The following is a 14564-nucleotide window of genomic DNA, read 5'->3' on the forward strand; positions in this document are numbered from 1 at the left end:
GGTTTTATAAGGAAGTTTTATATGAACGAACTTATAAAAGGAGTGATTCTTTTTGTTGCTATCGGTTTGATTTATTTTTTACTTACAGTAGTTGTAGAATATTTTTTGTGGTTAAACACGATAGGTAGAACTATTTTATTTTGGTTATTCATAGTGGTAGAGTTGGGTCTATTCATAAGGCTAATTTTGGTTCCTATGGCTAAGCTTTTCAAATTAACTAAAGGAATAAATTTTGAGGAAGCATCCAAAATTATCGGTAATCATTTCCCTGAGGTAGATGACAAGTTATTGAATTTATTACAACTTAATAATAGTAGTAATGAATCTGATTTATTGCTAGCTAGTATAGAACAAAAGTCTTCACAATTAAAACCTGTTCCGTTTAGGTTGGCAATTAATTTTAAGAGTAATCTTAAGTATTTGAAATATGCCGCAGTTCCATTAACTATATTTTTAGTTCTATTGATAATTAATAGATTAAATTGGATTTCTGATAGTTATAAAAGGGTAGTAAATTATGAGGTAGCTTATGAACCACCAGCTCCTTTTCAATTTCTTATTGAGAATGATAAGTTAGAGAGTTTTGAGAATAAGGATTATATACTTAAGGTAAAAACAACGGGAGATGTTATTCCTGAGACTGTAACAATAGAATATGAAGATGAAATATATTTTCTGAAAAGTACATCTATAGGTGAATTTGAATATACGTTCGTACAACCTAAGGAGTCTGTTGAATTTGTGCTCACTGCTAATAATATTAGCACAAATTCTTTTACCCTGAATATAGTTCCAGTGCCTGCGTTATTGAATTTTGAAATGAAACTGGACTATCCAGGCTATACGGGTAAAAAGGATGAAGTATTAAAAAGTTCTGGGAACGCTACAATTCCTGAGGGAACAAAAGTGGAGTGGTTGGTGAATACACGTAACACACAACGTGTAGACATACGAACAAAAGACAGTGTTATTAATTTTCAAGATGACGAAGGTGTATTTAAGTATGGCATGAATGTTTACAACAATCTGGATTATGAAATCACAACATCAAACAACGAAGTAAAGAACTACGATAATTTGTCCTTCAATCTTAACGTGATAAAAGATCAATATCCTGAGTTAAATTTGAAATCTGAAAAAGATACAATAGATAATAATACGATGTATTTTTTCGGAAGAATAAGTGACGATTATGGATTGAGTAAACTTCGTTTGGTGTATTATGATATGGAAACAGAGGACAGAAAGTTTGAAAATATTTCGATAAATACTTCTGTTTTTGATGAGTTTATATATGCTTTTCCTAGTGGTTTAAATTTGGTAGATGGTAAGGATTATGAATTCTATTTTGAGGTGTTTGATAATGATGTAATACACAATTATAAAAGCACAAAAAGTCAAGTCTTCAATTTTAGAAAACTTACAGAAGAGGAGAGAGAGAATGAATTATTAAAAAAACAGAATGAGGCTATTTCTGGCTTAAATAAATCTCTTGATAAGTTTAAAAATCAAGAGAAAGAATTACAGTCACTGAGTAAACTTCAGAAGGAGAAAAAAAGATTGGACTTTAATGATAAAAAGAAGCTCAATGACTTTTTGAAAAGACAAAAAAGGCAGGAAGATATGATGCGGGATTTTTCAAAAAAGCTCAAAGACAACCTTGATCAATTTGAAAAGAAGAACGAAGAAGAACCATTCAAAGATGCTCTAAAAGAAAGGTTAGAAAGAAACGAAGAAAGATTAAAAAAGAATGAAAAGCTTCTAGAGGAAATAGAAAGGTTAGCAGACAAAATTCAGAAGGAGGAATTAACGAAAAAGCTGGAGGAGTTAGGAAAGGAAAATAAGAATGCAAAGAAAAACTTGGAACAGCTGTTAGAGCTCACCAAAAGATATTATGTCGCTGAGAAGCATGAAAAATTAGCTCAAAAATTAGATGATTTAAGCAAGAAGCAGGAGGAACTTTCAGAAAAGAATGATAGTGAGAACACCAAAGAAAAACAAGAAGAGCTGAACAAAGAGTTTGAGGAATTTCAAAAAGAGATGGAGGAGTTACGAAAGGCGAATGAGGATCTGAAAAAACCAATGAATTTGGATCAGAAAAAAGATGATGAAAAAAAGATACAAGACGAACAAAAGAAGGCTAGTGAAAACTTAGAAAAGGAAGATAAATCTGACGCAAAGAAGAATCAGAAAAGTGCTGCACAAAAAATGAAAGAGATGAGTAACTCTATGCAAATGCAAATGCAAATGGCAAGTGGAGAACAGCAACAGGAGGATATGGAAATGCTAAGACAAGTGCTTGATAATTTGGTAGATTTTTCTATTGAGCAAGAAGCGTTAATGAAAGATTTTAAAGGAATAGATATAGATGATCCGTCATACTCGAATAAGCTAAAAAGACAGAGTGTACTTCGGGAGAACTTTATTCATGTAGATGATAGTCTGTATGCGCTTGCTATGCGAACACCACAGATCACAGAAATGGTTACAAAGAAGTTAACAGATATCGAATTTAATATTGATAAGTCATTAGAAAGGTTGGCAGAAAACCAAGTTGTTCAGGGAACTGCAAATCAACAGTACACAGTAACAGGATCAAATGATTTGGCATACTTGCTAAGCCGAACATTAGACCAAATGCAAAATAGTATGTCGGCATCGGGTAAAGGAAAAAAAGGAAACAATGAATTTCAATTACCAGACATAATTAAGAAGCAGGAAGAGTTGAATGAAGAAATGAAGAAAGGAATGGAGAAAGGTCAAAAGCAGGGTCAAAAAAATGGTCAGCAGAATCAAGATGGTGAAGGTGAAAACAAAGAAGGTAAGCAAGGTGAAAAAGGGGACAAGAAGGGAGATAAAAAAGGAAAGAATCAAGACGGAGGAAGCAAAGTAGGAGATGGTGAATTTGAACAACAGCAAGAATATTTGAATGGGGAGTTGTATGAAATATACAAACAGCAGCAGGAGCTAAGAAATGCATTACAGGATAAGATTAAAAAGGAGGGCTTGGATAAAGGTTTGGGTAGTGGTTTACTAAAACGAATGGAGCAGGTAGAACAGGAATTATTGGAGAAGGGTTTTAATAGTAATACACTATCAAAGATGTTAGATTTAAAACATCAATTATTGAAGTTGGAGGACGCTACTTTTGAACAAGGCGAGGAAGAAAGAAGAGAAAGTAAAACCAACCAGACTCAGTTTGATAATGAGAACACGAAGCTTTTAGAGAACGCTAAACAATATTTCAATACTACTGAAATATTAAACAGACAAGTATTACCTTTGCGGCAAAATTATAAGCAAAAAGTACAGAAGTATTTCAATAAGGATAATGATTAATTTTTTCAAAGAAACTAAAGAAAGGAATGTCTCTATAGATGAAAATAGGATAGTAACTTGGTTAAATGCTGTTATAAAATCTGAAGAGAAAAAACTTGGGGAGATTAATTTCATTTTTTGTGACGATGACTATTTGTTGGAAATAAATCAAAAATTTTTAAACCATGATACCTATACCGATATTATTAGTTTTGATAATACGTTGGGCAATTTATTAGGTGGAGACATTTTTATCTCCCACGAAAGGGTGGTAGAAAATGCATCAACGTTTGGGGTGTTAGAAGACGAAGAGATGAGAAGAGTCATAGTTCATGGTGTTTTGCATTTGTGCGGATATAAGGATAAAACGGATAATGAAGCAGAACTAATGAGGCAAAAAGAAGATGAAAAATTAGCGATGTTCCACGTGGAACATTGATGGGTTTTAAATTTTGTTCCACGTGGAACAAAATTTTTTAACAAGAAAGTTTAATGTTCCACGTGGAACAATAGGATAAATTATGTTTGAAAAGGAGTATGATGTAATCGTGGTTGGTGCAGGGCACGCCGGAAGTGAAGCTGCGGCGTCAGCCGCAAATTTGGGATGTAGCACGTTGTTGATAACAATGAACTTGCAGAATATTGCACAAATGAGTTGTAATCCCGCTATGGGAGGAATTGCAAAAGGACAAATCGTAAGAGAGATTGATGCCTTGGGAGGTTATAGTGGTATTGTGAGTGATCGTACCGCGATTCAATTTAAAATGTTGAATAAGTCCAAAGGCCCTGCAATGTGGAGCCCAAGGGTGCAGAGCGACAGAATGCGTTTTGCAGAGGAATGGAGGTTGCTCTTGGAGCAAACACCTAATCTTGATTTTTATCAGGAAATGGTGAGTGGTTTGATTGTAGAAAATGAAAAGATTGTTGGTGTAAAAACATCTCTCGGAATTGAGATAAAAGCAAAGAGTGTGGTCTTGACCAATGGTACTTTTTTGAATGGATTAATTCATATTGGTGAGAAACAATTTGGAGGCGGAAGAGCAGGAGAAAGAGCAGCGACCGGAATCACTGAGGAGCTCATTGGTTTTGGTTTTGATTCTGGAAGAATGAAAACAGGAACGCCACCAAGGGTAGATGGAAGATCCTTAGATTATTCAAAAATGATTGAGCAACCTGGTGATGATTCTCCAGAGAAGTTTAGTTATTCTGATGTTACTCGTCCGTTAACCAAACAACGATCTTGTCACATGACATATACGTCTACTTTGGTTCATGATTTACTTCGTGAGGGTTTTGATCGTTCTCCAATGTTTAATGGAAGAATTAAAAGTATTGGTCCAAGATATTGTCCTTCTATAGAAGATAAAATAAACAGGTTTGCAGATAAAGAAAGACATCAATTGTTTGTAGAGCCTGAGGGCTGGAATACGGTTGAGGTTTATGTAAACGGATTTTCTACATCGCTACCAGAAGATGTTCAATTTAAAGCATTGAGGTCTGTAGTTGGATTTGAAAACGTTAAATTCTTTAGACCAGGATACGCTATCGAATATGATTATTTTCCTCCAACACAATTAACACACACGTTGGAAACGAAGTTGATATCTGGTTTGTTTTTTGCTGGTCAAATTAATGGAACCACAGGATATGAAGAGGCAGCTTCTCAAGGTTTAATCGCTGGAATAAACGCAGCGTTAAAAGTTAAAGAACAAGATCCATTTATACTAAAAAGAAATGAGGCCTATATAGGTGTTCTTATAGATGATTTAATTACCAAAGGAACAGAAGAGCCTTATAGAATGTTTACCTCAAGAGCAGAATATAGAACACTGCTTAGACAAGATAATGCAGATTTTCGATTAACACCTAAATCTTTTGAAATAGGATTAGCTTCAAAAGAGAGAATGGATAGAATGGAAGAGAAGCAAAAAAAGGCGGTTGATTTTGTTCAGTTTTTTAAAGATACTAGTGTTGCTCCAGAAGAAGCAAATCCTGTTTTAGAATCAAAAAATTCTACTCCTGTAAAACAGAGCGGTAAAATGTTTAAACTTTTTGCAAGACCGCAAATAGCATTAGAAGATGTTAGGAAATTTAAGAAAGTTGAAGCCTATATAGAAGAACATAATCTTGATAAAGAAATTTTAGAACAAACCGAAATTCAGGTCAAATATTCTGGGTATATAGAAAAAGAGAAAAACAATGCAGATAAACTAAACCGCTTAGAAGATATTAAGATTCCGAAAAACTTTGATTATACAAAGTTGAAATCTCTTTCTTTTGAAGCTTGTGAAAAAATGTCTAAGATTAGACCTGCTACAATTTCTCAAGCCTCAAGAATTAGTGGAGTGTCTCCAAGTGATATTTCTGTTCTTTTAGTGTATATGGGTCGATGACAAAAAATATACTTTTTAAACAAGAAAAACCGCTTAAAGGAAAAATACTTTCTGGGATCATTTTATGTGTTGCCGCAGCGTTTTTACTTTTTGGAACTGAACCGTTGCAAACAAGAATTATTTTCTTTGTATGTATGGTGCTAATCAATGGCTTTTCTGTTTCGTATAGAATTAAGGAGAATTTTGAAAACAAAAAAGTCTTTGCCATTTTTGGACTTCCTTTTTTTAAAACAAAATTAAGTGTAGCGTTTCCAGATTATATATCTGTGTTTTCGGCATCTTTTAGTTTAGATAACGAGTGGGGAACAATTGCGGCTATCGGAACACAAGAAAGACAAGAGAGCGTTGTGATTCGTTTTTTTACAGGAAATAAACATTTTACACTATATAAAACCGAAAATTATGAGAGGGCTTTACAAATGGCAAATGAGTTGGGTGAGATGCTAGATGTCGAAGTTCATGATGCTACAAAGGAATAGTTCCACGTGGAACATCATATAACCGCAATAAGCCTTGATTAAAATTTAAAGATAAAACAAAATTTATTTTTCTTTTTTATGTACAATTGCCAAAGGTTTTAGAACCACTCTAAGAAAAAGAATGATAATCTCATATTACCGGGCAAGTGGGTCATAAATTTATATATTAAAGAACGAAGTAGTGGAATAGGTTCTTTGGATTAAAATTAGTTTACTATTAAAATTACAAGAGTGAAAGAAGAAGTAATCGAAGATGTTTTCGTAAAATGTATAGATCACACCGTTAGTGGTGAAACTTTTCATTTGGTTTACGACAAGCCGTATGATATGTTGGTCACTTCTCCCACACCAAAAATTGAAGACCTAGGTAAATATTATGAGAGTGAAGATTACATTTCTCATACCGATGGTAAACGATCTCTTTTTGAAAAAATGTACCAATGGGTAAAATCATATGCTTTAGGTCAAAAAGTAAAATTAATCACAAAATTGAATAGAGGTACTGGAACGCTATTAGATGTTGGTTCTGGTACTGGTGATTTTTTGGCTACTGCAAAAAAAGAAAATTGGTTGGTAGAAGGAACAGAACCAAATAAGCATGCCAAAGAATTAGCTCGTAAAAAGGGAATACTTTTAAAAGATAACTCCAAAGAGTTTGGTGATTCTACTTTCGATGTTATTACGATGTGGCATGTTTTAGAACACATACCCAACTTAAAAGATCAGATACAGGAATTAAAACGACTTTTGAAACCTAATGGCCATATTATAATTGCTGTTCCTAATTATAAGTCCTATGATGCAAAATATTATAAATCATTTTGGGCAGCTTATGATGTGCCAAGGCATTTATGGCATTTTTCAAGAACATCTATCGAAACACTTTTTGCTGAAGAAAATATTATTTTAGTAAAAACGCTTCCAATGAAGTTTGATTCATTTTATGTCTCTCTACTTTCCGAAAAGTATAAAACAAAAAAAATGAACTTTTTTAAAGCTTTTACTATTGGTTTTTGGTCAAATATGAAAGCGAGGCAATCAAAAGAGTTTTCTTCACATATATATGTGCTTAAAAAGTAATATTTTCCATTTTAGGGATTTCTACTGTTTTTTAATAGTCTTTTCGCTATATCTATATCAGTTTTTTACAAAAAGCGCTTAAAACGGCTTATTTTAAGTGTGTTTTAATAAGTTTTTTATATGACAACTAAAAAAACTATTGTTTTTTATTATATAATGTATTTTTAAACATATATAGCAAAGACATCAACTGAAGTTTGATATTTTTGCCCAGAACTAAATTTTGAAACATGAAAAAAATTTTATGGATTGCAAGTGCAGTTTTGATTTTAACATCGTGCAATCAACAAATAGAAAAAACAGGTTATGTAAATAACACCAAAGTTGTTTCCGATTTTAAAGAAATGAAAGCAGCTCAAGAAAAGTGGACGAAAAAGAACAATGAAGTTAGAGCTGAGCTTGAGGAAAAGGCAAAACAGTTTCAAATCGAGGTACAGGGATATCAGAATGTTAAAAATTCTATGTCACAATCAGGTAGAGAGAAAAAAGAACAGGATTTAATGACGAAACAGCAGCTTTTACAAAGAGAGCAGCAAACAAAAATGCAGGAAATTCAAAAAGGAAGTCAAGAAGAAATTGATTCTATAATCAATAAAGTAAAGGACTTTATCCACGATTACGGAAAGAACAACGGATATACCTATATATATGGTGATACTGAGGTAAGTAACATTTTATATGGTAAAGAAGAACTAGATCTTACAGACGAAATTCTTAAGCAATTAAATGGTGAAGAAGCGGCTTCAACCAGTGAAGAAAAGTAGTAGAATCTAAAGATTTTTTAAGCTCCATTTTAACGTTTTAAAATGGAGTTTTTTTTGTGCTGTAAATTACTAAGCTGATGCAGATTATCACATCGATTTTTAAGGTATTAATGAAGTCTTTTTAACAAATATTTCTATTAAAATTTTTACACTTTATCGAAAAAAAATGCCTTTTTCTGAATGCTATGAGTGCCAGAATTATCCGAGAAATTGCACTATTTTTATTAATTTTTCTGTTTTTTAGTTCCTTTTAGAGCAAAAAAATGGGGAAATTTTAGTGTTTTTACATAGGATTAGAAGGGGTATTACAGTACTACAACATGTTGATTAGCAAAAAATTATGTATATTATAGAGAATTTCAAGAACTATTTATAATTATAACGAATGGGGTAAACCATAACGAGTCAGAAAATTATTACAAAAAAAATTAAAATTTTCGTTTGATATAAATATTTAATTTATAATTTTATGACTTGGTAAAAAATATATTAACAATATTATTAACAAGCGCCCCAAATCGCTGAGTTGATATGCGTATATCCACCCAATAAATAAAGTGTGATATCATGAGAAATAAACTTAACCTAATATTGCTTATCTGCACGCTATCGTTCATTCATTGCAGTGAACTATTGGCGCAAAGAACTATAGGGGCTCCTGAACTTCAGGATTTTGCTGCTTGTGCCGATTTATCTTTTAACTCCTTTACTGTCATTGCACCACTCTCTCCAGGGGATGCGCTTCCTTCTGACAATGAATTTGTCCTTGAGCTTTCTGATCCCGATGGTAATTTTGACAACCCACAAGAATTGGCTAGAGTAACAGGTCCTAATAACGGGACAGCTTCAGAGCAAGAAATTAGGTTCGAAGATTTTGCCATACCCCAAGACGCCAACAGCGATACTTATAGATTTAGAATAGTAAGTACAACTGCAGATCCTACGATTACAAGTGCATTGTCAGACGACACCGCACTACATTTCTTTAGAAACGATTTAGACCTATTTTTAAATGAACGTCAAGACGTTGTTTTATGTAACGTAAGTTCATTTACCAAAACACTAACCATTAGATTAGAAGATCTCGATGACAACCCTGTTCCTGCCGATACTTTTGAGTGGGAATGGTTTAAAGACGGAGCCCTCATTGTGGGAGAATCATCTCCGAGCTTGGTCGTTACCGAGGTCGGTACGTATTTTGCCAGGATACCACTGGGCAATTGTCAAAACTTTTTCACCTTCGAAGAAACCAACAGAGTAGACGTATCTTTAATAGATGTGTCTACGGCGTTTATAGAGAATGCAGACCCGATGGGTGATTTTGCGTTTTGTCCAAACGAGACAAAGGTGCTGCAATCTAGCCTAATAGACCCAAGATATACTTATCAGTGGTTTAAAGATGACGAACCTATCGAAGGAGAAGTAGGGCCAACGATTACCTTACCAGACAATGAGTTTGCTGGCGTATATGGGCTGAATATCAATGTAAGTGAAGACTGCTCTCTAGATCAAAATAACATTGCATCTGTTACGGTAATAAACGAGGGGTCTTCGATTACTCAGCCGTTACCAGAAAATCTAATCCTTTTACCAACACAAACAATCGATCTGGAGATTATGACCGATGCTCCAGATGGTAGTACATTTAGGTGGTTTGTAGAAACTAGTCCGCAAACTCAAGGAGTTTTAACAGGAGGAACAACTTCTTTTGAAGCAGCGTTTGTAGGTAGATATAGGGTAGAAATTGATGCTCTTGACCCGTGTAATAGCTTTTTATTTTCTGAAACAGAATTGTTTGCTCCAACAGGTTTTGAAATTGTTATAGGACCTCAGGAAGATATTTCGTGTGATGCAGAAACGTTTACCATAGAACTTAAAGAAATGTTAGGTTTAACTACCACAGTAGGGCTTAGCGTACCACTTACCGAAGAACAACTTGACTTCTTTACTTTCGAGTGGCGTAGAAATGGTATACCCACTGGTGATACAGAAACTTCTATTACCGTATCAAGCTCAGAGATTGGAGACATATATAGATTATTTGCAACTTTAAGAACAGGAGAATTTCAAAATATTCCTTCAAATGAACTAGTGTCGGCTCCAATACCACCAGGAACCGAAATTGTAGCCGATCCTCTGGTACTTACCGAAGGAGAAACTGTAACACTTTCTGTACCTAGTGACCCTGGATATACCTACCAATGGCTAAGAGAAGTAGATGGAGAGCAAGTTGAAATCGAAGGAGAAACAAACAACACTTTGATTGTAAGTGAAGAAGGGACGTATTTTGTAAGAATATCTTCAGCAATATGCGAAGATATATTTGGTCCAATAAGCGTTAGTTCTCAAGGGTTAACAGAGATTATTCCAAATATAATAACACCAAATGGTGATAACATTAATGATAATTGGTTTTTACCCGATTCTTTGGTAAATCAACAGGATGTAGAGGTTACTATTTATAGTAGATCTGGTACGGTTGATTTTAGTGGGGTCGCGTATCAAAACAACTGGCCCTTTGAAAACTCAAAGTCGGCAGGACAAGAACCAATATATTATTATATAATAACGAAAAACAACTCCGTAATCAGAAAAGGTTCGATAACGGTAATGAGATAATTTTATGGTCAGAAAATTACTTCTAGTAACGCTATGTTGTTTATCCCTTAATCTTGTTAAGGGACAGGAAGAGAGTACCGCGGTTTATGGGGTGCTTCCTACAGACATTCCTACACACAACTTAGTGAAATATAATCGATTTTACTTTAACCCAACCTTTTCTTTAGTACGTGAAAACAAAAGATCGATTAACGCATATAATAAAACACAATGGGCAGGATTTAATGATAATCCTCAAACCTATTTGATTAATTATACTGCAAATTTTGATGAGAAAACAGGGGTTGGTATTGGTTTACACCAGCAAAACGAAGGTATCTATAGATATTTCGGAGGTATTGCCAACTTTGCATACAATATTGAGCTTGATAGAGATATGAATTTTACCTTCGGGTTAAATTTGGCTTTTTCACAAAGCGGACTTAAATCTAATATAGATTCTGCAACGAGTATTGTCTTAAACAATGGAGTACAAGTAAATGACCCAACTGTACTTAACTTCGAAAACAGTTCTGTTTTTGTATTAACGCCCGGTGTAAACTTTAACTATGCAGAGTTTGATGTGGGTGTATCTGTTGCCAATTTAGCCGCATACAATCTAAGTGCAAGTGAATTATTAACAGACAACATGGCTTTTACAGGGCATGTGATGTATACTACAAGTTTGCAAAGAAGGTCAGACAAGACTATTCGAGGTATGGCCTATGCCAACATGCTCACCAGTGCAGATGAAGCAGAATCTGATTCTAGTTTACGATATGGTGGAAATGTGATTGTTGAGTTTCCAGAATTAGGATGGGCACAAGCCGGATATAATAGTTTTTATGGAGCTTCTTTAGGTCTTGGAGGAAACATTACTTCCAATGTTTCTGTGGGTTATACCTATGAAATGGGACTAGGAGATACTAGTGATTTTGGATCTACTCATGAAATAGGTTTAGCGTATAATTTCGAAAGAGAAAAACCACGTAGAAGAGGGGGCAGAAAAACCACCTCTCAGAAAGCATATGAAGAACGCGATTCTGAAATTAGAAGACTTAAGAAAGAGATTCTTGAGCAAAATAAGATCATAAGAGAACTTCAAGACGAAAGAGGAACGGCTCAGAGTAATGAAGAAAGAGCAATGAGTGAGCTCGAAAGATCTATTGCCGAAGCCAAAGAAAAAGAGGCGCAAGCGGCAAGAGAATTAGAATTACAGCGTGAAGAAGAAGTAAAGCTTCTTAACAAACAACAGGAAGAGTTAGCCGCGCAAAGAGACCTTGAGCGTCAACTTGCAGAGCAGAAAGAAGAAGAGGAACGTTTGGCAGCTCAAAAACGTCTAGAGATTGAGGTAGCAGAACAAAAAGCAGAAGAGGAGCGTTTAGCGGCTCAGAAAGAAATAGAGCGCGAAGTAACCGAACAAGAGACAGAAGAGGCCAGAATAGCTGCTGAAGAAGCAGAAAGAGAAGCTGAGGCTGCAAAACAGCAAGAAGAAGAAGAGGCCAGAATTGCAGAGGAACAGAAAAAAGCCGAAGAAGAAGCTGCAGTGCGTTTGGCAGAAGAAGAAAGAATACGTCAGGAGGAAGAAACTGCACGTTTAGCTGCTGAAGAAAGACAAAGACAAGAAGCCGAAATACAAGCAGCTCAGTTGGCTGAACAAGAAAGACAGAGACAGGAAGCAGAGGCAGAAGCGGCAAGAGTTGCTGAAGCCGAAGCCGAAGCTGCAAGAGTGGCAGAAGAAGAACGTAAAGCTGAAGAAGCTAGAAGATTACAAGAATTAGTAAGAACTACAAGAGAAGTTATTACCGATGGTGATGAAGATTCTCTTAGAAGTCAGGCAGACCTTGTGAGATCTAGTCAGTTTATTCCAAACGATGAAAAGCAAAGCCTGTTAGCAGAACTTGACAGAAAGATCGAAGAACGTCAGATTCAGGATCTAATTGCTGCAACAAGAGAAGTTATTGCAAATGGAGATTTACCAGCCTTGCAAAATCAATTAGATATTGTACAAGGAAGTACGATTCTACCTCAAGCAGACATAACAGGGCTTTCAGCAGAATTAAATGCTAAGATTGCAGAATTTGAAGCAGAGGCTACTCGCCTTGCAGAAGAAGAAAGATTACGTCAAGAGGCTGAAGAAGCTGCGCGTGTGGCAGAAGAGCAGCGTCAGGCAGAAGAAACGCGTCAGGTTGAGGAGTTAATTAGCACTACCCGAGATATTATTGCAAATGGAGATTTACCAGCGTTACGAAATCAATTAGATATTGTACAAGCTAGTACAATTCTTCCACAAGCTGATATAACTGGATTATCTGCAGAATTGAATACTAAAATTGCTGAGCAAGAAGCTGAAGCAGATCGTCAGGCCGAAGAAGCAAGAAGAATCCAGGAGTTGATTAGAACTACTAGAGAAATCATTGCGAGTGGAGATTTACCAGCGTTAAGAAATCAATTAGATATTATTCAGTCTAGTGATATTCTTCCACAAGCCGATGTAAGTGGTTTAACAGGTGAACTTAATGCTAAGATTGCAGAAGCAGAGGCTGAAGCAGCACGATTGGCTGAAGAAGAAAGATTACGTCAAGAAGCTGCAGAGGCTGCAAGAGTTGCAGAAGAACAACGTTTAGCAGAAGAAGCACGTAGAGTTCAGGAGTTAATATCTACTACTAGAGAAATTATTGCAAACGGTGATGTGCCAGCATTACAAAATCAACTAGGTATTGTACAATCAAGTGATATTTTACCACAGGCAGATGTAACAAGTTTGTCTGACGAGTTGAATGCTAAGATCGCAGAACTTGAAGCTGAGGCGGCACGATTAGCTGAGGAAGAGAGATTACGTCAAGAAGCTGAAGCGGCTCGTCTAGCAGAAGAAGAAAGACAAAGGCAAGAGGCAGAGGCTGAAGCAGCCCGTCTAGCCGAAGAGGAAAGACAAAGACAAGCGGCAGCGGCAGCAGCGGCAGCGGCACAAGATCAAAACGAAGAAGGTTTAGATGAAATCAAGAAAGAACTAGATAATAATACAAGGGTTTCTAGTAAGATATTTGCGCGTAGAGATTCATTATTAACTACAAGTTTAAATGTCGACAAGCGTGGATTTAGCAAATTATTAGAGTCACTTGTAAATATGGATGACGATGCAGATGAAGCTAAAAAATCTGATCCTATTAGTTCTAAAAAGCTTTCAGCAAATAATAGGTTTGTGAAGTTCGCAGATGCAACAAGACCAGAGGCTCAATTTGCTACTAAATATATTCCTGGATATCCAGAAGGATATTACCTAATCGGAAATGTATTTAAAGGAGGAACATATGCCGATAAGTTTACCGGAACGTTGAAAGACCTTGGATTTAACGATGCTCAAATAATCGTGAACCCAGAAAACCAGTTCCAATATGTAGCTATCGAAAGTTATACCAATAAGGATGAAGCAGCCGAAAAGTATTTGAACAATATCGACAACAGATACTATGGAGACATGTGGATCCTTCATATTGCGAAGAGTAGAGTAGAATCGTTTAAACGATTACTACAAGAAACTCGCCTAATTACCGATACAGTGAAAGATGATACGGTATTGACCGAAAACTTATCTTATATCGGAGGCCACAACATTGAAAATGGATATTACTTAATTACAAATATTTTTAAAAGGGAAAATTATTTCGAAAGAGGAATGCAACGATTGAAAGACAGAGGACTTGAACCTCAACACTTCAGAAACCCAAAAGATAATTATATCTACGTGTATCTGAAGAGGTTTGATAATCTTGATGACGCGAAACAGAGTTTGTTCTCAAATGTGAACAATTCATATGATGGAGACCTGTATATTTTAAAAGTACAGTAATTACGAACCCCAAATGGAATGAAAAGACCATAATGACCCAAAATAAAACACTAAATACTCAGCTTATGAAACCCCACGTATC

At 35.4% G+C, this 14564-nt stretch carries 8 protein-coding genes; all 8 read left to right on the forward strand.

The genetic code is table 11. The features are described from left to right. Positions 1 to 21: 21 nt before the first annotated feature. On the forward strand, positions 22 to 3339 hold the full coding sequence (locus tag M0D21_RS19075; protein ID WP_248332440.1) for a DUF4175 family protein: 3318 nt from the start codon (positions 22 to 24) through the stop codon (positions 3337 to 3339). Then, on the forward strand, positions 3332 to 3757 hold the full coding sequence (ybeY, locus tag M0D21_RS19080; RefSeq protein ID WP_248332441.1) for an rRNA maturation RNase YbeY: 426 nt from the start codon (positions 3332 to 3334) through the stop codon (positions 3755 to 3757). Before M0D21_RS19075 ends, ybeY begins: the two co-directional genes overlap by 8 nt. Positions 3758 to 3839: 82 nt before the next feature. Further along, on the forward strand, positions 3840 to 5711 hold the full coding sequence (gene mnmG / locus M0D21_RS19085; RefSeq protein ID WP_248332444.1) for a tRNA uridine-5-carboxymethylaminomethyl(34) synthesis enzyme MnmG: 1872 nt from the start codon (positions 3840 to 3842) through the stop codon (positions 5709 to 5711). Next, complete coding sequence (locus tag M0D21_RS19090) at positions 5708 to 6190, forward strand: hypothetical protein (protein ID WP_248332446.1); 483 nt, start codon at positions 5708 to 5710, stop codon at positions 6188 to 6190. Before mnmG ends, M0D21_RS19090 begins: the two co-directional genes overlap by 4 nt. Before the next feature lie 231 nt (positions 6191 to 6421). Then, complete coding sequence (locus M0D21_RS19095) at positions 6422 to 7270, forward strand: class I SAM-dependent methyltransferase (protein ID WP_248332448.1); 849 nt, start codon at positions 6422 to 6424, stop codon at positions 7268 to 7270. A gap of 230 nt (positions 7271 to 7500) precedes the next feature. Then, entirely contained in the window at positions 7501 to 8034 is a 534-nt protein-coding gene (locus tag M0D21_RS19100; RefSeq protein WP_248332450.1) for an OmpH family outer membrane protein, read from the forward strand. A 567-nt stretch (positions 8035 to 8601) separates the two neighbouring features. Beyond that, on the forward strand, positions 8602 to 10653 hold the full coding sequence (locus tag M0D21_RS19105; RefSeq protein WP_248332452.1) for a T9SS type B sorting domain-containing protein: 2052 nt from the start codon (positions 8602 to 8604) through the stop codon (positions 10651 to 10653). A 4-nt stretch (positions 10654 to 10657) separates the two neighbouring features. Next, a complete protein-coding gene (locus tag M0D21_RS19110; RefSeq protein ID WP_248332454.1) occupies positions 10658 to 14482 on the forward strand; it encodes a PorP/SprF family type IX secretion system membrane protein in 3825 nt (1274 codons plus the stop codon). Positions 14483 to 14564 lie beyond the last annotated feature (82 nt).

Origin of the sequence: Aquimarina acroporae, from assembly GCF_023195925.1 — a bacterium.
Taxonomy (GTDB): Bacteria; Bacteroidota; Bacteroidia; order Flavobacteriales; family Flavobacteriaceae; genus Aquimarina; species Aquimarina acroporae.

Bases quoted from the DNA above. Each gene is read 5' to 3' on its own strand.
- M0D21_RS19075 (WP_248332440.1), top strand. From the start codon at position 22: ATGAACGAACTTATAAAAGGAGTGATTCTTTTTGTTGCTATCGGTTTG.
- ybeY (WP_248332441.1), top strand. From the start codon at position 3,332: ATGATTAATTTTTTCAAAGAAACTAAAGAAAGGAATGTCTCTATAGAT.
- mnmG (WP_248332444.1), top strand. From the start codon at position 3,840: ATGTTTGAAAAGGAGTATGATGTAATCGTGGTTGGTGCAGGGCACGCC.
- M0D21_RS19090 (WP_248332446.1), top strand. From the start codon at position 5,708: ATGACAAAAAATATACTTTTTAAACAAGAAAAACCGCTTAAAGGAAAA.
- M0D21_RS19100 (WP_248332450.1), top strand. From the start codon at position 7,501: ATGAAAAAAATTTTATGGATTGCAAGTGCAGTTTTGATTTTAACATCG.
- M0D21_RS19105 (WP_248332452.1), top strand. From the start codon at position 8,602: ATGAGAAATAAACTTAACCTAATATTGCTTATCTGCACGCTATCGTTC.
- M0D21_RS19110 (WP_248332454.1), top strand. From the start codon at position 10,658: ATGGTCAGAAAATTACTTCTAGTAACGCTATGTTGTTTATCCCTTAAT.